The sequence below is a fragment of the Brachybacterium sp. GCM10030267 genome (assembly GCF_042666875.1).
Taxonomy (GTDB): domain Bacteria; phylum Actinomycetota; class Actinomycetes; order Actinomycetales; family Dermabacteraceae; genus Brachybacterium.
The window spans coordinates 87,200-108,682 of sequence record NZ_JBHTCX010000017.1 but is presented as its reverse complement, the minus strand read 5'-3'; the positions used below and the strand labels follow the sequence as shown (position 1 = coordinate 108,682).

Sequence of the window (21,483 nt, the reverse complement as noted above, 5' to 3'; positions counted from 1 at the left end):
GATCCCGGCCGAGTGATCAGCCCGGCCGGGACGACCTTCTCAGACCACGATGTTCACGATCTTCGGCGCCCGCACGATGACCTTGCGGATCGGCCGGCCGGCGATGACCTCCTGGACCCGGTCCTCGGCCATGACCAGCGCCTCGAGGTCGGACTCGGAGATCTCCGGGTCCACCTCGAGCTTGTGGCGCACCTTGCCGCCGACCTGGACCACGCACGTGATCGCGTCGGCCTTGACCAGCTCCGGGTCCGCCACCGGGTACGGTGCCCGCGAGATGGTGCCCTCGTGGCCGAGGCGAGCCCACAGCTCCTCGGCCAGGTGGGGGGCCAAGGGGGCGACCATCAGTACCAGCGGTTCGACGGCCTCTCGGGGTGTGGCCCCCGTACCGGTCAGGCCCTTCGTGAGGTGGTTGACCAGCTCGATCAGCTTCGCGACCGCGGTATTGAAGTGCATCTGGGCCATGTCGCGGCTGACCCCGTCGATGGTGCGGTGGACGGCCTTGCGGGTGGGCAGGTCGGCCGGCTCCTCGGAGACGGTCAGTGCTCCGGTCTCCTCGTCGACCATGAGCCGCCACAGGCGCTGCAGGAATCGGTGCGAGCCGACCACCGCGCGCGTCTCCCACGGCCGAGAGAGGTCCAGCGGGCCCATCGACATCTCGTACACCCGCAGCGTGTCGGCGCCGTAGTCGCGATACATGTCGTCCGGCGCCACCGCGTTCTTCAGCGACTTGCCCATCTTCCCGTACTCCTGGGTGACGGGCTCGCCCTGATAGGTGAAGGTGCCGTCCTCCTCGGCGACGACCTCCTCGGCCGGGACGTACACGCCTCGGGAATCGGTGTAGGCGTAGGCCTGGATGTAGCCCTGGTTGAACAGCCGGTGGTAGGGCTCCTGGCTGGAGACGACGCCGCGGTCGAACAGCACCTTGTGCCAGAAGCGCGCGTACAGCAGGTGGAGCACCGCGTGCTCCTGCCCGCCGACGTAGAGGTCCACGCCGCCGACCTCGCCCTCCGCGCGGGGGCCCAGCCAGTACTCCTCGTTCTCGCGGCGCACCAGGGACTCGTCCTCGGTGGGGTCGATGTAGCGCAGGTGATACCAGGACGAGCCGGCCCACTGCGGCATCGTGTTGGTCTCGCGCAGGTAGCGCTTGGGGCCCTCGCCGAGGTCCAGCTCGACCTCGGCCCAGTCCCTGGCGCGGGACAGCGGGGTCTGCGGCTCGGTGTCGCCGTCGTGGGGATCGAAGGTCTTGGGGGAGAAGTCCGCGACCTCGGGCAGGTCCACGGGCAGCATGGAGTCCGGCAGCGGGATCGGCACGTCCGGATGGTCCGGGTCGTAGACCACCGGGAACGGCTCGCCCCAGTAGCGCTGGCGCGAGAACAGCCAGTCCCGCAGACGGTAGGTGGTACGCGCGGTGCCGAAGCCCTTCTCGGCGGCGAACGCGGTGGCGCGTTCGGCGGCCTCGGCGGGGGAGAGGCCGTTGAGGTCCAGCTCCGCACTGGCGGAGTTGATCTTCTCGCCGTCCCCGGTCCAGGCCCCGCCCTCGAAATCGGCGGGCGGCCGCACGGTACGGATGACGGGCAGCTCGAACGTGGCCGCGAAGTCGAAGTCGCGCTCGTCCTCGGCGGGAACGGCCATGATGGCACCGGTCCCGTATCCGGTCAGCACGTAGTCGGCAGTGAACACCGGCAGTTCGCGCCCGTCCAGCGGGTTGGTGGCGGTCAGGCCCGTGAACACGCCCGTCTTCTCGCGGTTCTCGGCGGTGCGCTCCTCCTCGCCGAGGGCAGCGGCTCGTGCGCGGTACGACTCGACGGCCTCGCGCGGCGTCGCGGCCTCGCCCTTCCAGGCCTCGGGGATGCCCTCGGGCCACTGCGCCGGGAGGGCCGAGGAATCCTCCAGCAGCGAATGCTCGGGGGAGAGGACGCAGAAGGTGGCGCCGAAGAGGGTGTCGGCCCGCGTGGTGAAGACGTCGAACGTCGGGTCCTCGTGGCCTGTCAGCCCTGCCACCGGGAACGTGATCTGCGCGCCCTGGCTGCGACCGATCCAGTTGCGCTGCATGGTACGGATCGACTCGGGCCAGTCGACCCGCTCCAGGTCGTCCAGCAGACGGTCGGCGTAGGCGGTGATGCGCATGTTCCACTGGCGCAGGCGGCGACGGAACACCGGGAAGTTGCCCCGCTCGGAGCGGCCCTCGGCGGTGACCTCCTCATTGGCCAGCACGGTGCCCAGGCCGGGGCACCAGTTCACCGGCGTCTCGGAGATGTAGGCCAGCCGGAAGGCGTGGGCCAGCTCGTCGATCTCCGCGTCGCTCGCGGCGGTGACGTCGGCAGTGCTGCGACCGATCCAGGCGGCGGGCAGTTCGATGTCCTGACGCTCGGCGAGGGCGAACGGGTCCACGGTGCCGGCTCGCAGCTCGTCGCGCAGCTCCGCGATCGGGCGCGCCTTCCCGGTGATGCCGTCCACGTTCGGGGACTCGGGGTCGTACCAGGAGTCGAAGATGCGCAGGAAGATCCACTGCGTCCACTTCACGAACTCGGGGTCGGTGGTGGCCAGCGAGCGCCGCGGGTCGTGGGACAGCCCCAGCCGGTGCAGCTGACGACGCATGTTCGCCACGTTCGCCTCGGTGGTGGTGCGCGGGTGCGTGCCGGTCTGGACCGCGTACTGCTCGGCGGGCAGGCCGAACGCGTCGTACCCCATCGTGTACAGCACGTTCTTGCCGAGCATTCGCTGATGCCGCGCGGTCACGTCGGTCGCGATGTACCCCAGCGGGTGCCCCACGTGCAGCCCCGACCCCGAGGGGTAGGGGAACATGTCCATGATGTAGAGCTTCTCCGCCGACCCCGCGGAGGCGGCCTGGTCGAGCGAGGCGGCCTCGCCGCGCAGCGCGCCGACGGGATTGTCGGCATGGAACGTGCCGTCCTCGTCCCAGCGCTGCTGCCAGCGCTCCTCGATCTCGTCCGCCACCGCGGCGGTGTAACGGTACGGGGCCTCGCTCATGGGGAACTTCCTTCGGAATCGAAGCGGCCGATGCCGCCGGGCGTCTCGTGACATGAAAAAACCCCCGCGCAGGCGAGGGTTGCCGCGTCGGTGCCCGCGCCGCGGGACCGATCCGCCGCGCGGGCGGTGGCCTGGGCAGGCGTTCTCCGACGCGGCTATCTAAGCAGCAGACGTTGAGCCACGTGGACAGTCTACGACCTCCGCACCTCGGCTGCATCGCCGATGCCGCCGCACCGCCGGGTCGGCCTCGGACGTCGGCCTCGGACCGCAGAAGCCGAGAGGCTCAGCCGAGCAGCTCGAGCTGTGCCAGGGCGAGTGCGCGCCGCTGCGGGGGTCCGGCGAAGGTCCAGCGGTAGTGGCGATACGCGCCTGCTTCACTCAGCGAGAACGGTCGCGTCTGCCGGTCCCACCGGAACTCCTCGTGCTCCCTGCTGTCCAGCAGCGTCCAGTGATGCCCGTCGGTGGATCCGTGCAGCTGCCAGCTCGTCGGGGACTCCTGGACGGCGGACGAGGTGAGGGTGTACATCTGCGCGGCGGCTTCCCGCCCCTCGGGGAAGCTCCACGTGACGACGGGGTGCTGGCCAGGAAGGTTCGCGGTGGTCTCCGAGGTGTCGTCGAACAGCGCCTCCGCGGCTCCATCGGTACGGGCCTCGTCGGCGCCGGCCTCGTCGGAAACGGCCCGGTCGAGCGCGGCGTGGCCTCCGAGATCGCCGGTCAGGTCCCGCAGCGGGTGCGGGAGCTCATCATCCTCGGTCAGTGACGGTGGAGCGGAGGCCGGATCCGTGCCCCACCCGGAGGGCTCCGGACCCATGTCGAACTCGATCTCCGCGCCGCCCGCGAGCAGCTCGCGGGTGATCCAGGTCCTCTCGTACGGCTGCCCGTTGACCCTGACTCCTTGGACGTAGCAGTTGCGCAGGCTGGTGCGCGGAGCCCGGACCGTGATCGGCCGCCCACCGTGCGGGCGGATCGTCACGGAACGGAACAACGGGGAGCCGAGGACGAAGGTGGCGGTCCCCACCTGCAACGGGTACAGGCCCAGCGCGCTGAGCACGAACCAGGCGGAGGTCGAGCCGGTGTCCTCGTCACCCGGGTAGCCCTGTCCGATGTCGCTGCCGGCGAACTGACGTGCCAGGGCGGTGCGCACGATCCGATGAGCGGCCCAGGGCCTGCCCGCGAAGTAATACATGTACGGGATGTGGAACCCCGGCTGATTGCTCAGTCCCCACTGCCCGGCCTGGATCCCGGCGGCCTCGCGCACCTCATGGATCACCGCACCGTAGGAGCCGGGATGGCTCGCGCGTTCCGGGATGGCGAAGAAGTCGTCCAGCTTGGCGGCGAGGCCCTCGGCGCCCCCGTACAGGTTCGCCAGGCCCCGGCCGTCGTGCGGCACGCTGAAGGCCATGCCCCAGCCGTTGGTCTCGGTGTAGTCGAAGCCCCACTCCCGCGGCTCGTAGTCCTGGGGCCGGACCCGGCGGCCGCCGTCGGCGTGGCGGCCCTGGAAGAAGCCGGTCGCCGGATCGAACAGATGCACGTAGTTGCGGGCACGGCTGAGCAGATACCGGTGCTCCTCGGCATAGCGCGGCAACCCCGTGGCCTCGTGCAGGGATCGTGCCATGGCAGCGATCGCGAAATCGCCCAGGTAGTTCTCGAGGGCGTCGGCCAGGCTCTCGTCGGGTGTGCCCCCGGGACGGGCGGGCCCGGCCGACAGCGGGGTGTACCCCAGGAAGATGCCGCGCTCGAGCCCGGGGCGTCCGGCCCCGCGCCGGTCCGAGACCACGGTGGCGTGCTTGATCAGGACGTCGTAGGCGGCCTCGACATCGAAGTTCCGCACGCCCTGGGCGTGGATCTCGGCGAAGGAGGCGTCGCTGCAGCTGCCCACCATCCCGGTGGGGAACCAGCCGGCCTCCGCGAACTGGGCCAGGACGCCTTGAACCAGCTCTCCGGTCCGCTGCGGGGAGAACAGCGCGAGGGCGGGCCACGTCGTGCGGTAGGTATCCCAGAAGCCGCTGCTGCGGTACAGCGTGCCGTCGACGACCTGGGCTCCGGTCACGGAGTCGGTGCCCTCGCCCGCAGCGGGAAGGAACGGGCTGGCGTGCCGCAGCCGTGGTCGCTCAGAGGTGGCGACGTTCTCGTGGGCGGAGTTCTGGTAGAGGCTCATCCGGTACAGGCTCGAGTACAGCGTGACCAGCTGGTCCGTGCTTGCTCCCTCGACATCCGAGATCACCCCGAGCACCTCGTCCCAGGCACGGCGGGCGCGGTCGCGGATCTCGTCGAACGTGGCGGACTCGGGGATCTCGAGGTCGAGGGTGTGCTCGGCCTGATCGATGCTGATGCGGGAGGTCGCGATGCGCATCGAGACCTCCCGGTGCGCGGACGTCTCGAACCTCACGTATCCGGTGCGTCGACCTGTCTGGAGAGTGCCGGCCCGGACGACGGGACGATCGAACCGGGCGAGGAGGAACATCCGGTCACGGTCCTGGCCCATCGCGCCGACCAGCGCATTGCGGTCCGGATCCCAGTGCGCACCGCCGGAGCTGCCGGTGATGTTGTCGAAGATCAGCTGTCCGGTCCCGGAGGGGAAGGTGAAGCGCAGCATCGCGGCATGGTCGGCGGGCGTGATCTCCGCTCGCACTCCGCTGCGGAAGGAGACGGAGTAGTGGTGGGGCCGCGCGATCTCGTCCTCGTGGTCGAAGGCGAGAGCACGCTCACGGCGGTCGGGATTCGGGAGTCCCGGATCGGTCGTGGGCATGACCTGGAACGTGTGGCGGTCGCCGCCCCATGGGTAGGACTGATGGCTCAGGGCGAGAGCCTCGAGCGCGGGGAGGTTGTCGGCGTCGTTCTGCTGCTGGTAGTGGTACAGCCACCTCGAGGAGCTCGCATCGGTCACCGGGGCCCAGAAGTTGAAGCCGTGGGGGAGGGCCACGGCGGGCAGGGTGTTTCCCCGGGAGTAGGCAGGGCTCGAATTCGTCCCGCGACGGATGTCCACCAGGTCGGCGGGATGCTCGAGGTCGACCGATCGGGTCTCGGTCACCACGGCGATGTCATCGACCCAGCCGGCGAAGGTGCCCTCCTCGCCGTCGCGCTCGTAGTCCAGGCCGATCGCCGTGATGGTCCTGCCCTCGGCGACCGCTCCGATGTCCGCGCCGACCGAATTCCAGTGCCCGGCGAACAGCACCCCGCTCTCGCCGTGCCCGCGTGCACTGAGCTCGAAGCCGTGGTCGTCCACGGCACCGAGGTCCCGTAGGTGGGATCCGTCGGAGAACTCGAGATCGAGCGCCACGTGCGCCCCGGGCGCGGGCAGGGCGGTGCCGTCGGAGACGTCGCGGGGGAAGATCTTGTAGGAGAGCCGGGTGTGCCGGGTGACGGGGATGCGCACGGGCAGCACGATGTTGTACGAGTGCGCCCTGCCGGGGCGGGCGTGGTACCCGCGGTAGGCGAGGCATTCCCTCCCGGTGATACCGACGTGGCGCTTGACGCTGTATCCACTGTCGGGCCCGCCCTCGACCCACGTCGCCATGCCCGTCGGCGGGCCGTTCGCGCTGCGGAGCACGCCCGCGCACTCCGGGGCGGAATCCTGCTCCGGCTGAGGCTCACCGGGGGCGAAAGCGGTGCGGAAATCCTGGTCGGCCGGTGACCTCACGAAGTCTCCTGGATCGGGGTCGGCATGTGCCATGGGTGATGGGGAGGTCCCGGTGGGGCAGGGCCGGCTGCGACGCGTAGCCGGCCCTGCCCCGGTGCCCGGACCCGGGGCGCTCAGGCGTCGAAGCTCTGCGCGTCGTCCGCGGTGAAGTTCGGGTCCGGCTCGCCGTAGCCTTCGGGCAGGCGCACCGGGCAGAACTGCTGCATCGTCGGATTCACGTAGTCCTGGGCGATGCGGACGGCCTCTTCGGGGGTCTTCGACTGCTGATTGAGGCTGTCCTGCATGGTGAACATCGCGTCCCACACCTTGGTGCCCACCGGCAGCGGGAGCCGCGAGGTGGCGTAGGGCATCTGGTCGACGAAGAACTGGATCTCAGGATCGAACGCCTCCGGGTCCTTCGCCGCCTTGATGTTCGTCGGGATCTTCTTGATGCCGGGCATGTAGATCTTCTGACCCTCGTAGCCGGTGTAGAAGGTCATGAGCTTCCACGCGGCCTCCGACATGCTCGAGCCCTTCGGCATCACGAAGGCGAAGCCGCCGGCCCAGTTGAACGGTTCCCCGCCTTCTCGCGCCGTCGGGAGATGAGTGAGCCCGTAGCGCATGTCCGGCTTGTACTTCAGCAGGCTGCCGACGGAGTCCGGGACGCTGATCTGGAACAGCTGCCGCCCGGAGAAGAAGGACGTCTGGCTGGGCGGCGCGTTCGGCGGCTGATAGGTGGCCTTGAACGCGTCCACCCGCGGGAAGTCGAGCCGCTTGACCCACTCCGAGTACGTCCGGGCCACGCCGAGCATGTCCTCGGAATTCAGCATCATGTTGCAGGAGTCGTCGTCGAACATCTGCACGTCGTACGCGTAGGCCCACATCAGCAGCGACCCCTGATCGTCCCAGGGGATCCAGGTGAGCTTCTCGTAGGTGCCGCGCTCGTCCTGGATGTTGAACGAGTCGTTGATATCCCACATCTGATCGATGGTCATGGGCCCGTTGGCCGGGTCCAGCAGCGCCGGGTCGATCCCGGCCTCGTCGGCGAGGTCCTTGTTGTAGAACAGCGCCCGGGTGTCCGTGTCCAGGGGCAACCCGTACCACTGGCCGTCGTAGTACAGCTCGTCGGTGGCGAACTTGACCCAGCCCGACATGTACTCTTCCGGGCTGACTCCTTCGTACTCCTCGATGAGATCGTTGATCGGCTCCAGCAGCCCCAGGGACGCGAACTGGGCACCGTTGAAGCGGTCCATCCAGTACAGGTCCGGTCCGGTGCGGCCGCGGACTGCGGTGATCACCGGCGAGTTGTCCCCCGATCCGTTGCTCGGGGCGGGCGAGATCGTGACCTTGATGTCGGGGTTCTGCTCTGTGAAGGCCTCGATCACATTGGTCTCGTACTCCTCGAACGCAGCGATCGCGCCCCAGACGCGCACATGGTTCGGATCGCGGTCCTCGCCGACGGGGCGGCTGGCGCAGCCGACGATCGATCCGCCCGCGATGGTCACGCTCGCCCCTGCGCCGAGGGCGCGCAGCAGAGTTCTGCGATTGATCACTTGAAACCTCCGAGGGTGATTCCGCTGATGAAGTAGCGCTGGAAGATGAAGAACAGGATCACCAGCGGCAGCAGCACCAGGAAGGATGCCGCCATCAGCAGGTTGAACTGGATGTCCTGGGCGTTGACGGTGCGGAAGACCTGCATACCGATGGAGAGCGTCTGCTTGTCCTCGTCCTGCAGGTAGATCAGCGGGCCCATGAAGTCGTTCCACGTGCCGACGGCCGAGAAGATCGCGATCACGGTGACCGCCGGGCGCGCGGTGGGGAACACGATCCGCCAGGCGATCGACCATTCGCTGGCCCCGTCCACCCGCGCGGCGTCCATCATGTCGCGCGGGGTCTGGAGCATGAACTGCCGCAGCAGGAAGGTGAAGAACCCACCGGCGAACATCGCCGGAAGGATCAGCGGCACCCACGTGTTCACGAACCCCAGCGCGGCCCACATGTCGAACATGGGGATCAGGGTCACCGGCAGCGGGAGGAACAGCGTCGCCAGCACGACGAAGAACACGCGATTGCGGCCGGGCCAGTCGATGCAGGCGAAGCCGTAGGCGACGATGAAGTTCGAGACCACGCTGAGCACCACGACGCTGATCGTGATGATCGCGGAGTTGCGGAAGAACAGCCAGAACGGCATCACGGTGACGGCGTCGGCGAAATTCTCCCAGCGGATGTCCTGGGGGAAGAGGGTGGGTGGGAACTGGGCGAGTTCCTCGGGCGACTTCAGTGCCGAGATGATCATCCAGTACAGCGGCAGCGAGAAGAGCGCCAGGACCAGCAGCATCACAAGTCGGGAGATCCATGCGCTGGCCGGGCTCTGGCGCGAGCCATCAGGGTTTCGTCCGTACTCCGACCGGGGCTTGAGCTTGGGAGCATTGCCGAGATTGCGGGTGCTCGTATTCACGGTGTCGATAGCCATGTGCTTCTCCTCTTCCTCAGCCGGCCGAGACGTCGTAGTTCACGAACCGGCGGGAGAGCCAGTAGATGAGTCCCGCCAGGAGCATCCCGAACAGGAACAGCAGCACCGCCAGCGCCGAGGCGAAACCGAGCTGCCCGTACGAGAAGGCGTTGCGGTAGAGGTACAGCATGTAGAACAGCGTCGAGTTGTCGGGACCGCCATTGGTCATGATGTATGCCTCGGTGAAGACCATCATCGCGCCGGAGACCCCCGTGATCAGATTGAAGAGGATCGTCGGGGTCAGCAGCGGAATCGTGATCGACAGGAACTGGCGGAAACGGCTGGCGCCGTCGATGCGCGCCGCCTCGTAGAGGGTCTCGGGAATGTTTCGCAGACCTGCGAGATAGATCAGCGCGGCGTTGCCGGCCCCCAGCTGCGCCATGAGGATGATGACCAGCTTGGCGAGGCTGGGTTCCCCCAGGAGATTCGTGTCCGGCATCCCGAAGAGCCCCAGGAAGCGGTTGACGATGCCGTACTGGGGATTGACGAAGACGATGAAGATGAACGACATCGCGAACATCGGGATCAGCGAGGGCAGATACAGAAGGGTGCGGTAGACCGCGACCTCCCGCACGTTGCGGTTCATCGCCAGGGCCAGCAGCAGTGCGACCACCATGCCCAGCGGCACTGCGATGAACATGTAGTAGGCGGTGTTGCCCACGGCGGTGTGGACCATCGGATCCAGCGCAGCGGCGATGTAGTTCTGCAGCCCGATGAACGTCGGGGACTTCATGCCGGAGTACTGGGTGAGGCTGATCGCGAAGGAGTAGACCAACGGGTAGATCACGAACACGCTGACCCCGATGATCCAGGGGGAGATGAACAGCAATCCTGTGCGCAGGTTGCGTTTCTCCCGTTGTGTCAGCTTCCGCTTGGACGGTGTCTCGCCCGTTGCGCCGGCCCGGACCGGTGGCCCGCTGTGCGCCGTGAGGTCAGCAGAGGGGCCCGCCCCTGCGGCACCGGTGCCGGGGGCCCCTGCTGCGACGGCATTGCTCGCGCTCATCGCTCTCCCTTCGGATATTCGCCGCACCTCCATCGGTGCGGTGATACGCACCGCACCTGCAGCGATGCGGCGATATTCGCCGCGCCGTCGTCGGCGCGGCGACCGGGGAACGGCAGGCATCGGTGCCTTCGCGGTCACACTGGGAGGAGGGACCACGTCGTTCCTGTGAGGTAGGTTACTCACACCGATGGACTAATGCAACGGCATCCGCGTGGGAGCGTGAGAGATGCCGGGGAGGAGCATCATGCGCGGGTCGTCGATGTCCGATATCGGAGAGTTCAACGAGAGGCTGGTGCTGCAGACCATCCGCAGCGCTCCGGACGGGGTGGGGCAGGCGGAGGTGGTGCGGCGCAGCCGGCTCTCCCGCCAGGCCGTCTCGCTGATCACCCGCCGCCTGGTGGCCGAGGGGATGATCGAACAGGCAGGTCGTCGGATCTCCGGGCCCGGCAAGCCGCATACCCTGCTGCGCGTGGTCGCCGACGCTCGCCTGGCCGTCGGGGTGCACCTCGACCCCGCTCACATCAGCGTCGTCGTCTGCGACCTCGCCGCCCGGCCGGTGGCCCGGGCCACCCTCGCCCCGCCGACCGAGGAGCCGGAGGCCGATATCGATCGCATCGCGGCCGCGATCGCCGAGCTGTGCCGTGAGCTCGGTGCGTCCTTGCCGCAGCTGGGCGAGGAGTTGCCGGACCAGCCGATCCGCCGCCGTCTGCTGGGCATCGGGATCGCCGCCCCCGCCGGACTCGACGCCGCCGCCGGGATCCTGCGCAACCCGCCCTGGATGCCGGGTTGGCGCGACGTCCCCGTGGTCGACGCCCTCAGCGCCGTGACCGGCCTGCCGGCGCTCCTGGACAAGGACACCAATGCCGCCCTGACGGGGGAGATCTGGTCGCGTCACCTCGGCGGCTCCGAGACGGTGGTCTACGTGTACGTCGGCCACGGCGTGGGCTCCGCGGTCAGTGCGAACGGCCAGGTCCACCGCGGCGGAAGCACCCAGGCCGGCGAGATCGGGCATCTGCCCACCGGTCGCGCCGACGAGGTGTGCTCCTGTGGACGCCACGGCTGCCTGAGCGTGTACACCGACGCCGACCGGCTGCTCAGCCGTGCCCGGGACGCCGGGATCGAGCTGCCCGACGGGGCGGGCACCACTGCCATGATCGATGCCCTCGCCGCCGCCGCGGACGAGGGGCGGAGCGCAGCGAGGGAGATCATCTCCCTCCATGGCACGGCTCTCGGGGAGGCGCTGACCGTTCTCGCGGGGATCCACGACCCGCAGCGGATCATCATCGGCGGGCCCACCTGGCCCGCGCTGCGGTCCGTCGCCGAGCCGTCCCTCCGCGAGGCCCTCGGGGAATGGGTGGCCGACGGCCGAGCCGTGCTCGAGTGCTCGCACCTCAGCGACGACGTCGGCGCCATCGGTGCGGCGAGCCTGTTCCTGGAGCGGGAGCTCGCGCCCGGGACCGGAGCCTCGGCCTCGGGGCAGGTCGGAGGCGGGTCCGGGCTCGCCGTCGCGGCGGCGCGGTGAGGCAGTGACGCCCCTCGAGGGCGGGCCAGGCCACGGAGTGCGGCCGGCCCGGGCTCAGACCCCGAGCAGTCCGGAGATCAGCAGCAGCACCAGCACGGTGCCGATGGTGGTGATCAGCACCGTGTCCCGGGCGAGGTTCTCCGCCGCCCGGTAGCGCGCGGCGGCGACGAACACGTTCTGCGCCGTCGGCAGAGCGGCCATGACCACGACCTCGTACAGCGAATGCCCGCTGAGCCCGAACAGCAGGCCCACCCCGAGCGCGATCACGGGCATCACCAGCAGCTTGGCGCTCGAGGCGACGGCGATCAGCCCGCGGTAGCCGTCGTCCTTGGCCAGCGGCGTCGAGCCGTGCAGGGACAGGCCGTAGGCCAGCAGCATCGCGGGGATCGCCATATCGGCCAGCGACTGGACGGGCTCGAGCACCACCGCGGGGACGTCCACCCCGGCCAGGGCGAGCACCATACCGAGGGCGCCGGCGACGATGACGGGATTGGCGCCGATGGTGCGCGCCACGCCGGCGGGTCCGAGCGACGTCTTCTGCGTGACCTGGTGGAGGACAAAGAGGTACAGCGGGTTGTAGACCGCCTGCTGGAAGAGGATCACCGGCAGCGCGTGGGAGATGTCCCCGAGCACGTAGGCGGCGATCGGGAAGCCCATGTTCGCGCCGTTGACCACGGACCCGCTGATCGCGGTGACCACGAGCTCCGCCCCGCGCCGCTTCGTCAGCAGCCGCACCGCCAGCAGCAGCAGCGCGCCGGTGCTGAGGCCCGCTATCCCGGCGACTGCCATGGGGATCGAGAGGATGTCGCGCACGTCGGACTCCAGGAGGCCGACGAGGACCAGGGCGGGGGAGGCGAGGAAGAACGTGGCGCGGTTGAGCACATAGCGACCGTGCGGGCCCAGCACACCGGTCCGCCCGGTCACCCAGCCCACGCCGATGAGGGACCAGACGATGAAGAATCCGGCCAGGACCCCGCTCACGGCTCGGTGCGGGGCAGTGGCGTCGTCATCTGGCCGATCCTAGAGCGCCGGGACGGCCGGGGCTCGCCGCGTCCGCAGGGCGGGCGGGACGGATGTCGGCGCAGCGGGTCGCTGACAGCCGCTCGCCAGCAGCCGGAGACTGCCACCGGCCGGACGGGCAGCCGGTGACGGCAGGCGGACGGCCCGGCAGGGTCAGCGGATGCCGCTGGATTCGCGGCCGGAGATCTGGTCGGGCATCCCCGGGACGGGCTGGGCGGCGTCGTCCCCGGTGGCGACGATGCGGTTGCTCTCGTCCACGTGCACCACGTGCGGATGGTGGGCGGAGACCTCGGCCGCCTCGAACTGCCCGTAGGCCATGATGATCACCAGGTCGCCGGGAGAGACCAGATGGGCCGCGGCGCCGTTGATGCCGATCACGCCGCTGCCGCGCTCGCCCTCGATGACATAGGTGGTCAGGCGCTGACCATTGGTGATGTCTGCGATGGTGACCTGTTCGTGCTCGACGAGACCGGCGGCCTCGACGAGATCGGGGTCGATTGTCACCGAGCCCACGTAGTGCAGGTCTGCCTGCGTGACGGTGGCCCGGTGGATCTTCGAGGTCAACAGAGTGCGGTACATCGCCTATAAGTCTTCCACGGACCGCCCGTGCGCGATGATGGTGGGGTCCGTTTCGTCAGGAGGATCACCATGCCCAAGGCCCGTCGCCGCTCCACCCATAGCTCGGAGCGTTTCGAGGACATGGCCCTGCCCGAGGAGCTGATCGGTGTGCTCGCCGATCAGGGCCTTCAGCGCGCCTTCGAGATCCAGTCCGCCATCCTGCCCGATGCGCTCGCCGGGCGGGACGTGCTGGCCCGCGCGGAGACCGGATCGGGCAAGACGCTGGCCTTCACCCTCGCCATGACCTCCCGGTTCCGCGGCCGCAAGGTGCACCGCAAGCGTCCCCTCGGGGTCGTGCTGGTGCCCACGCGCGAGCTCGCCGTCCAGGTCGTCGACACCATCCATCCCTACGCCCGTGCGGTCGGGATCAAGGCGCAGCTGGTCGCGGGCGGCATGAACATCGAGAAGCAGGCCGACGCGGTGGCCCGCGGCGTGGAGATCATCGTCGCCACCCCGGGCCGGCTGATCGATCTCGCCGAGCGCGGGGCCCTGCAGCTGGACCTGGTGGAGTCCACTGTCATCGACGAGGCCGACCACATGGCCGATCTGGGCTTCCTGCCCGATGTCGCCGACATCCTCGCGGCCATCCCCATGGGGACCCAGAAGATGCTCTTCTCCGCCACCCTGGACGGGCAGGTGGAGGATCTCGTCGATACGTTCCTGGTCGATCCCGTCAGCCACGAGACCGTCCCGGTCGCCGCGGCCGTGACCACCATGGACCACCACGTGCTGGCCATCGAACCCTCCGCCAAGCGTGCGGTCACCGCATGGCTCGGCGCCCGCGAAGGCCGCACGCTGATGTTCACCCGCACCCAGCTCGGCGCGGAGCGCGTGGCACAGGAGCTGGTCGAGGTCGGCGTCCGCGCCGCGGCTCTGCACGGCAACAAGCAGCAGGGGCTGCGCACCAACGTCCTGGCCGGGTTCCGTCAGGGTGCCTATCCCGTGCTGGTGGCGACAGATGTCGCCGCCCGGGGTCTGCACATCGATGACGTGAGCATGGTCGTCCACGTCGATCCCTCCGCCGACGTCAAGGAGTACGTGCACCGTTCGGGCCGCACCGCCCGTGCCGGCGCCGCGGGAACCGTCGTCACCCTCGCCCTGCCGCACCAGACCCGCTCGACCCGGCGGATCGTCGAGGAGGCGGAGGTCGAGGCCACCTGGGCCGAGGTCGCCGAGGCCGAGGATCCGGCCCTGGAGCAGCTCGGGGCGCGCGCTCCCAGCGGTGAGCCCGCCGAGGACCCCGCGCAGGTGAAGTACAAGGGCGCGCCGCGCAAGCTCGACATCAAGCGCACCAGAGGGGCCGACGCCCGCCGCGCCGAGGAGCGCCGGGCCAATGAGGAACGGCGTGCCTCCTGGGAGGAGGACGAGGAGCCTCCTCGCGGTGGCAAGGGCCGCGGCCGCCAGGGCCAGGGTGCCCGGGGCCAGGGTTCCCGGAGCCAGGGTGCTCGAGGCCGGAGCGGCGGCAAGAGTGCCGGCGGCCGGGCCAGCACCGGTAAGGGCGGCGCTCGCGGCCGTTCCGGTGCGCCGTCCCGCAGTCCCCGCAAGCGCGGCAAGCCATGAGCATCAGCACGTTCGACCTGTTCAAGATCGGGATCGGGCCTTCGAGCTCCCACACCGTCGGCCCGATGCGCGCGGCGGCGCAGTTCGCCCGCGAGACCCTCCAGGATCCGGTGATCGCGCCGCACGTCGCGGACGTCGCGGTCCACCTCTACGGCTCCCTCGCCGCGACCGGCGTCGGCCACGGCACGCTGGACGCCGTGGTGATGGGCCTCGAGGGCGCAGATCCCGAGACGGTGGACCCGATCGCCGGGCGCGAACGGGTGGCCCACATCGAGGCGGGCGGCGGCTTACTGCTGGATGGGACGCTGCCGGTCAGCCTGCGCCCCTCCTCGATCCAGCTGCATCCGCTCACTGTGCTTCCGCAGCACTCCAACGGCATGGTCTTCATCGCCCTGGACGCGCTCGGCGAGGAGCTGGTGCGCCGGCCGATGTTCTCTGTCGGCGGCGGGTTCGTCGTCGAGGAGGCCGACATGGAGCAGTCCATCGCCGAGGTCGCCGCCGAGGGCGAGGGCACGGCGGTCTTCACCACCGGCGACGAGCTGCTGCGCGTGTGCGAGGACCGCGGCATCTCCGTGTCCGAGGCGATGCTGCTGCGGGAGCGGCAGTGGCGCGGCGACGAGGAGATCCGCGCCGGCATCCTGGCGATCTGGCACGCCATGGAGGAGAGCATCCAGCGCGGCACACGCACCGGCGGCACCCTGCCCGGCGGGCTGGACGTCAAGCGCCGCGCGGCCTCCTGGTACGACTCCCTCAGCGCCGAGGACCCCACGCGGCTGCCGATGAATGCCTTCGAGTGGGTCTCCCTGGCCGCGCTCGCCGTGAACGAGGAGAACGCCGCGGGCGGCCGTGTGGTCACCGCCCCGACCAACGGGGCCGCCGGCATCATCCCGGCCGTGCTGTTCTTCGCCACCACCTACATCGAGGGCGTCGATCCCGACGAGGTCGCGGTGCGGTTCCTGCTGACCGCGGGCGCGATCGGCTCGCTGTACAAGGAGCACGCCTCGATCTCCGGCGCCGAGGTCGGCTGCCAGGGCGAGGTCGGCTCGGCCTGCTCGATGGCAGCGGCCGCCCTGTGCGAGGCGATGGGCGGCAAGCCCGCCCAGGTCGAGAACGCCGCCGAGATCGCCATGGAGCACAATCTCGGCCTCACCTGCGACCCCGTCGGCGGACTGGTGCAGGTCCCCTGCATCGAGCGCAATGCGATGGCCGCGGTCAAGGCGATCACCGCAGCGCGATTCGCGCTGCGCGGGACCGGGGAGCACTTCGTCTCGCTGGACACCGTCATCGAGACCATGCGCCGCACGGGCAAGGACATGAGCGAGCGCTACAAGGAGACCGCGATGGGCGGGCTCGCGGTCACCGCGGTCCCGGTCAGCGTCCCGGACTGCTGAGGCGCCCCGGGCCCGCCTCTCCGGGTCCCGGACGGTGCGCGTGACGTGGGTCTCCTGCGATACGGTGGGGGCGTCCATTCCGCCCCGGAACCGGGGCCCGTGTAGCAGGAGCGCTGATGTCTGACGACGCCGTCACCGGGATCGAGAATCTCTCGCAGGAGACCCGCACGTTCTCCCCGTCCTCCGAGTTCGTCCAGAACGCCGTGGCCCGTCCCTCGCTCTACCAGGAGGCCGAGCGCGACCGGCTCGCCTTCTGGCGCACCCGGGCCGGCCTGCTGAGCTGGAAGACGCCCTTCACCGAGACCCTCGACTGGTCCAACCCCCCGTTCGCTCGGTGGTTCGCCGACGGCACCCTGAACGCCGCCTACAACTGCGTGGACCGCCACGTCGAGTCCGGCCACGGCGATCAGGCCGCGATCCTGGCCGAGTACGAGGACGGATCGGACGCCACCTTCACCTACGCCCAGGTCAAGGACGAGATCTCCCGGATGGCGAACGTCCTGACCGATCTCGGTGTCAAGACCGGCGACCGCGTCGCCATCTACCTCCCGATGGTCCCGGAGGCGGCGTTCGCCATGCTCGCCTGCGCCCGCATCGGGGCCCCGCACTCGGTCGTGTTCGGCGGCTTCAGCGCCGACGCCCTGCGCTCGCGCATCGAGGACGCCGAGGCCCGGGTCGTCATCACCGCCGACGGGCAGAACCGTCGCGGCAAGCAGCTGCCCCTGAAGCCCGCCGTGGACGAGGCGCTCGCCGGTGGCGCCGAGTCCGTCGAGAAGGTCCTGGTGGTCCGCCGCACCGGCGGCGACGTCGAGTGGACCGAGGGGCGCGACGTGTGGTGGCACGAGGCGCGGGAGAACGCCTCCACCGAGCACGAGCCCGTCTGGGTCGAGGCCGAGCACCCGCTGTTCATCCTCTACACGTCCGGCACCACCGGGAAGCCCAAGGGCATCGTCCACAGCACCGGCGGCTACCTCACCCAGGCCGCCTACACCCACCGCAACGTCTTCGACCTCAAGCCGTCCTCGGACGTCTACTGGTGCACGGCCGACGTCGGCTGGGTCACCGGGCACACCTACGTGGTCTACGGCCCGATGGCCAACCGCGCCACCCAGGTGATCTACGAGGGCGCCCCCGACACCCCGCACCAGGGCCGCTGGTGGGAGATCGTCGAGAAGCACAAGGTCTCCCTGTTCTATTCCTCGCCCACCGCGATCCGCACCGCCATGAAGTGGGGCGAGGAGATCCCCGGCAGGTTCGACCTCTCCTCGCTGCGCGTGCTCGGCAGCGTCGGCGAGGCCATCAACCCCGAGGCCTGGATGTGGTACCGCCGCGTCATCGGCGGGGACCGCTGCCCGATCGTGGACACCTGGTGGCAGACGGAGACCGGCGGCATCATGATCTCCCCGCTGCCGGGCATCACGGCCACCAAGCCGGGATCCGCGCAGACCCCGCTGCCCGGCATCAGCGCCGACGTGGTCAACGACGCCGGCGAGTCCGTCGAGAACGGCAAGGGCGGATATCTGGTCCTGGATCAGCCGTGGCCGGGGATGCTCCGCGGCATCTGGGGCGACCCGGAGCGCTTCAAGGAGACCTACTGGTCCCGCTTCGAGGGGCTCTACTTCGCCGGTGACGGCGCCAAGCGGGACGAGGACGGCGACATCTGGCTGCTGGGCCGCGTGGACGATGTCATGAACATCTCCGGGCACCGTCTGTCCACCATGGAGATCGAGTCCGCGCTGGTCAGCCACGACTGGGTCGCCGAGGCGGCGGTGGTCGGGGCCGACGACGAGACCACTGGACAGGCCGTGGTCGCCTTCGTGATCCTGCGCTCCGGCCATGACGACGCGGTCGCCGAGGAGGGCGGCAAGGATCAGGTCATCGAGACCCTGCGCGCCCACGTGGGCAAGGAGATCGGTCCGATCGCCAAGCCCAAGAAGATCCTCCTGGTCACCGAGCTGCCCAAGACCCGGTCCGGCAAGATCATGCGCCGCCTGCTGCGCGATGTGGCCGAGAACCGCACCGTGGGGGATACCCAGACCCTCGCCGACGCCTCCGTCATGGACCTCATCCAGCAGGGGATGAGCGGCAAGAGCTGACCCCGGCCCCGCGTCGCAGCGTCCCTCGGCGGGTCACGGCGGGGCGCCGCGCACCTCGAAGCGGGTCACGGCGACGTCGCTGTCCCTCAGCGCGTCACGGTGACGTCGCCGAGGTCCGAGACGACGGTGAGCGTGCCGACCAGCGGACCGTCGGCGCGGGTCAGGCTCGGGTCCACCCGGGCGTCGCCGGTATCCGCCCGGGCGTCGACGGCCCAGCGCCCGGTGCCGGGAGCCGCGACGTCTGCGGAGCCGACATCGGTGTGGACGTCCACGTCGCTCTCGGCGCCGGAGGGCAGCCGCAGATCGATGTCGCCCACGGAGCTGGAGAGGCCGATCGTCTCGGGGGCGGTGCCCTCCAGCTCGATGTCGATCCCGCCGACGTCGGAGCTGACGTCGAGCCCGCCCGGTGCGCTGACGGGGGAGAGGCGGACCTCTCCGACCTGCGACGAGATGGTCATGGCGGAGTAGTCGCCGTCGGCGCGGATGTCACCCACCGACGAGGTGATGTCCACAGCGAGCCGATGCGCCTCGGGCACGATGACGAGCACGTCGCGCACGTCGTGCTTCCACGGCACCGAGCTGAACTGTTCGGGCTGGCGCACGTCGAGGACGGGGGCGTCGGCCGGTCCCTGCTGGTCGACCCGGGCACGGACCAGCGAATCGGCCGGCGGGAGCTCGGTGGCTCCGTTCTCGACCAGCGCCACCGAGACCTGATCGGCATCCGCCGACTGCAGGACGCGGACGTCGGCGATGCGTGAGCTCAGCGAGAGCGAGCTCGGTTCTCCGAGGTGCGTGGTGGCGGGCACGTCGTCGTAGCCGCGAGCGATGGTCCACTGGGTGATCGACATGGCGGCCAGGCCCAGCACCATCAGTGCCACGAATGCCGCGCCGAGCAGTGTGATCAGCAGACGCCACGGACGGTCGTCCTCGGGGGCGGGGGAGAGGCGGCGCGCCGGTTCGACGGACGTGGTCGGCCTGGGTGCGTCGGGGCCGGAGCCGTGCGGTGACCCGCCGGCGAGGCCGGGGCCGGTCTGTGGAGTCTGCGGGGGCGGTGGGGTCTGAGTGCTGGTCATCATCTGTCCTCTGATTCGAGATAGCGCAGAACGGCCATGACCCGGCGGTTCTCCCCGTCGACCGGGGGCAGGTCGAGCTTGGTCAGCAGCGAGGAGATGTGCTTCTCGACGCTGCCGGCGGAGACGAACAGGGTGTCGGCGATCGCCTGGTTCGAGCGTCCCTGCGCCATCAGCGAGAGCACCTCACGCTCGCGGGGGCTGAGGGCCTCGAGCGTGCGGCGTCGCCGGGAGCGGACGAAGATCTGCTGGACGACCTCGGGGTCCAGCCAGGTGCCGCCCTCCCCGACATCGGAGACGACGGCCAGGAAGTCCTCGACATCGGCGACGCGGTCCTTGAGCACGTAGCCGAGCCCGTGAGGCGAATCGGCGATGAGCTCCGAGGCGTAGCGCTCCTCGACGTACTGCGAGAGCACCAGCAGCGCCACCGCCTGGTCCTGCTGCCGGATCAGGGTCGCAGCGCGCACCCCTTCGTCGGTGAAGGTCGGCGGCATCCGCACGTCGATCACCGCCAGGTCCGGCTTGTGGTGGGAGACGGCGCTGAGCAGCGCCGTGGCATCGCCGACGGCCGCGACCACCTCGTGGCCGGCATCGGTGAGCAGGCGCTCGACCCCTGCGCGCAGCAGAACGGCATCATCGGCGATCACGATCCTCATCGCGGGGCCTCCTCGGTGGTGGTCGGGCCGGTCGCGGCCGGGATCCGGTGTCCGGGACCGACGGGGACGAGGGCCAGCAGCACCGTGCCGCCGCCGGCGGGACTGGTGACCTCGAGCCGGCCGCCGGTGGCACGCACCCGGTCGGTCAGGCCCGCGAGGCCGGTGGAGAGTCCGTCGCGGCGCACCTGGGCCCCGCCGCGGCCGTCGTCCTCGATCCGCACCCGCAGCACGTCCTCGCTGCGGGTGACGGACACGGTGGCATGTGCGGCCTCGGAGTGCTTGGCGATATTGGTCAGCGCTTCGGAGACCACGAAGTAGGCCACGGCCTCGCGCTCACGATCCAGGGCGGGGCCGGCCCCGCGGCCGAGCTCGACCTGCAGGTCGACGGGAACCGGTGAGCGGGCGGCGAGGGCGGACAGGGCGGCGTCCAGGCCCCGGTCCGTCAGCACCGCGGGGTGGATCCCGCGGGCCAGCTGGCGCAGGTCCGTCATCACGGCCTTCGCCTCGGAGTGGGCCTGTCCCACGAGGGCTTCGGCCCGGTCCGGATCGGAACGGACCGTGTTCTTGGCCATGCCCAGCGTCATGGCGAGACCCACCAGGCGCGGCTGGACGCCGTCGTGGAGATCGCGCTCGATGCGCAGCCGCTCCTGGGCGGCGGCATCGACCGCGCCCTGCCGGCGCTCGGCGAGCTCGGCCACCTGCTCGCGCAGATCGTCCTCGGAACCGGACACCAGAGCGCGGGACAGGCCCCGGTCCGCGAGGGCTCCGAGCACGAGGGTCACCGTGGACAGCACGAGGGTCGCCACGCAGATGAGCCCCAGGATCCACCGCGGGAGCCGGACCGAGCCCACCTCGAGCGGGCCGTGGCGCAGCGCGATGTCCCCGGCGGTCCATCCGGTCCACACCAGGAGGAGGAACAGCACGAAGAAAGCGCCGGTGACGAGCATCGCCAGATGGTGATGGAGGACCCCGCGCCAGAAGGCCGCGCTGCCCAGCTCGAGCCAGCGGTCGTGGATCCACCCGGACGCCCCCGTGCGCCACGACCGGCGCCGTGCGGGCAGGATCACGGGTATCCGGTGGATCGCCACGGCCCTCCGGCGCTCCAGACGCACGGCGGCCTGCATCAGCAGCAGCCACGGGATCAGCAGCAGCAGGCCGGTGCCCATGGCGGGCAGCGAGCCGAGCCCGGTGAACAGCATCGTCAGGCTGATCCAGAACCAGGTGCAGAAGAGCAGGCCTCCGACGATCACGGAGGCGAGCGCCGCGAGGCTGAGCCGGGAGCGGCCGTCCGGAGGTGTCGTCGAGGTCTCGTCCATGGCACCGACAGTATTCGGGCCCGCGCCGAGTTCCCACAGGGGCGTCCTGCCGTTGTGGCGGGGGATAACCCCCGCCGGCCCCGTCCTCGCGTCTGCCTGTCGCACCGGC

14 protein-coding genes are annotated in these 21,483 nt (G+C 70.1%); 4 read left to right on the top strand and 10 right to left on the bottom strand.

From position 1 onward, the window contains the following. Positions 1 to 39: 39 nt before the first annotated feature. From leuS to ACFQS2_RS15050, 5 genes are all read right to left on the bottom strand, one after another. Positions 40 to 2,991 (bottom strand): leucine--tRNA ligase, encoded by a 2,952-nt coding sequence (gene leuS / locus ACFQS2_RS15070; RefSeq protein ID WP_377794276.1) that lies wholly within the window; start codon positions 2,989 to 2,991, stop codon positions 40 to 42. A gap of 283 nt (positions 2,992 to 3,274) precedes the next feature. Beyond that, entirely contained in the window at positions 3,275 to 6,631 is a 3,357-nt protein-coding gene (locus tag ACFQS2_RS15065) for a GH92 family glycosyl hydrolase (protein ID WP_377794275.1), read from the bottom strand. 113 nt (positions 6,632 to 6,744) lie between these two features. Further along, on the bottom strand, positions 6,745 to 8,163 hold the full coding sequence (locus tag ACFQS2_RS15060) for an extracellular solute-binding protein (protein WP_377794274.1): 1,419 nt from the start codon (positions 8,161 to 8,163) through the stop codon (positions 6,745 to 6,747). Then, on the bottom strand, positions 8,160 to 9,083 hold the full coding sequence (locus ACFQS2_RS15055) for a carbohydrate ABC transporter permease (RefSeq protein WP_377794273.1): 924 nt from the start codon (positions 9,081 to 9,083) through the stop codon (positions 8,160 to 8,162). Before ACFQS2_RS15055 ends, ACFQS2_RS15060 begins: the two co-directional genes overlap by 4 nt. 16 nt (positions 9,084 to 9,099) lie before the next feature. Next, the gene (locus ACFQS2_RS15050; protein WP_377794272.1) at positions 9,100 to 10,125 is read right to left on the bottom strand and encodes a carbohydrate ABC transporter permease; all 1,026 of its coding nucleotides are present in this window, start codon (positions 10,123 to 10,125) and stop codon (positions 9,100 to 9,102) included. Positions 10,126 to 10,369: 244 nt separating this feature from the next. On the opposite strand from ACFQS2_RS15050, the gene ACFQS2_RS15045 reads away from it, so the two are divergent. After that, complete coding sequence (locus ACFQS2_RS15045; protein ID WP_377794271.1) at positions 10,370 to 11,647, top strand: ROK family protein; 1,278 nt, start codon at positions 10,370 to 10,372, stop codon at positions 11,645 to 11,647. 54 nt (positions 11,648 to 11,701) lie between these two features. Here ACFQS2_RS15045 and ACFQS2_RS15040 read toward each other — a convergent pair whose 3' ends face one another. After that, positions 11,702 to 12,628, bottom strand: a complete 927-nt coding sequence (locus ACFQS2_RS15040; RefSeq protein WP_377019198.1) for an AEC family transporter — start codon at positions 12,626 to 12,628, stop codon at positions 11,702 to 11,704. Between the two features lie 192 nt (positions 12,629 to 12,820). Then, on the bottom strand, positions 12,821 to 13,246 hold the full coding sequence (gene panD / locus ACFQS2_RS15035) for an aspartate 1-decarboxylase (protein WP_377019199.1): 426 nt from the start codon (positions 13,244 to 13,246) through the stop codon (positions 12,821 to 12,823). A gap of 69 nt (positions 13,247 to 13,315) precedes the next feature. Between panD and ACFQS2_RS15030 the strand changes: the two genes are divergently transcribed. The 3 genes from ACFQS2_RS15030 (at position 13,316) to acs (ending at position 18,332) form a co-directional block, all read left to right on the top strand. Beyond that, a complete protein-coding gene (locus ACFQS2_RS15030) occupies positions 13,316 to 14,845 on the top strand; it encodes a DEAD/DEAH box helicase (protein ID WP_377794270.1) in 1,530 nt (509 codons plus the stop codon). Further along, positions 14,842 to 16,236 (top strand): L-serine ammonia-lyase, encoded by a 1,395-nt coding sequence (locus ACFQS2_RS15025; protein ID WP_377794269.1) that lies wholly within the window; start codon positions 14,842 to 14,844, stop codon positions 16,234 to 16,236. The genes ACFQS2_RS15030 and ACFQS2_RS15025 overlap by 4 nt, the downstream gene beginning before the upstream one ends. A gap of 116 nt (positions 16,237 to 16,352) precedes the next feature. Then, on the top strand, positions 16,353 to 18,332 hold the full coding sequence (gene acs, locus ACFQS2_RS15020; RefSeq protein WP_377794268.1) for an acetate--CoA ligase: 1,980 nt from the start codon (positions 16,353 to 16,355) through the stop codon (positions 18,330 to 18,332). 86 nt (positions 18,333 to 18,418) lie between these two features. On the opposite strand, the gene ACFQS2_RS15015 is transcribed toward acs, so the two are convergent. The 3 genes from ACFQS2_RS15015 to ACFQS2_RS15005 are packed head-to-tail and all read right to left on the bottom strand — an operon-like array spanning position 18,419 to position 21,374. After that, on the bottom strand, positions 18,419 to 19,405 hold the full coding sequence (locus tag ACFQS2_RS15015; RefSeq protein WP_377794267.1) for a hypothetical protein: 987 nt from the start codon (positions 19,403 to 19,405) through the stop codon (positions 18,419 to 18,421). Continuing rightward, positions 19,405 to 20,058: a response regulator gene (locus ACFQS2_RS15010; protein ID WP_377794266.1), complete on the bottom strand. Its 654-nt coding sequence runs from the start codon at positions 20,056 to 20,058 to the stop codon at positions 19,405 to 19,407. The genes ACFQS2_RS15015 and ACFQS2_RS15010 overlap by 1 nt, the downstream gene beginning before the upstream one ends. Continuing rightward, positions 20,055 to 21,374, bottom strand: coding sequence for a sensor histidine kinase (locus ACFQS2_RS15005; protein ID WP_377794265.1), 1,320 nt, complete (start codon positions 21,372 to 21,374; stop codon positions 20,055 to 20,057). The genes ACFQS2_RS15010 and ACFQS2_RS15005 overlap by 4 nt, the downstream gene beginning before the upstream one ends. Positions 21,375 to 21,483 lie beyond the last annotated feature (109 nt).

Coding starts and splice junctions, on each gene's coding strand:
- ACFQS2_RS15015 (WP_377794267.1), bottom strand. CDS start 19,405: ATGACCAGCACTCAGACCCCACCGCCCCCGCAGACTCCACAGACCGGC.
- ACFQS2_RS15010 (WP_377794266.1), bottom strand. CDS start 20,058: ATGAGGATCGTGATCGCCGATGATGCCGTTCTGCTGCGCGCAGGGGTC.
- ACFQS2_RS15050 (WP_377794272.1), bottom strand. CDS start 10,125: ATGAGCGCGAGCAATGCCGTCGCAGCAGGGGCCCCCGGCACCGGTGCC.
- panD (WP_377019199.1), bottom strand. CDS start 13,246: ATGTACCGCACTCTGTTGACCTCGAAGATCCACCGGGCCACCGTCACG.
- ACFQS2_RS15005 (WP_377794265.1), bottom strand. CDS start 21,374: ATGGACGAGACCTCGACGACACCTCCGGACGGCCGCTCCCGGCTCAGC.
- leuS (WP_377794276.1), bottom strand. CDS start 2,991: ATGAGCGAGGCCCCGTACCGTTACACCGCCGCGGTGGCGGACGAGATC.
- ACFQS2_RS15045 (WP_377794271.1), top strand. CDS start 10,370: ATGCGCGGGTCGTCGATGTCCGATATCGGAGAGTTCAACGAGAGGCTG.
- ACFQS2_RS15025 (WP_377794269.1), top strand. CDS start 14,842: ATGAGCATCAGCACGTTCGACCTGTTCAAGATCGGGATCGGGCCTTCG.
- acs (WP_377794268.1), top strand. CDS start 16,353: ATGTCTGACGACGCCGTCACCGGGATCGAGAATCTCTCGCAGGAGACC.
- ACFQS2_RS15055 (WP_377794273.1), bottom strand. CDS start 9,083: ATGGCTATCGACACCGTGAATACGAGCACCCGCAATCTCGGCAATGCT.
- ACFQS2_RS15030 (WP_377794270.1), top strand. CDS start 13,316: ATGCCCAAGGCCCGTCGCCGCTCCACCCATAGCTCGGAGCGTTTCGAG.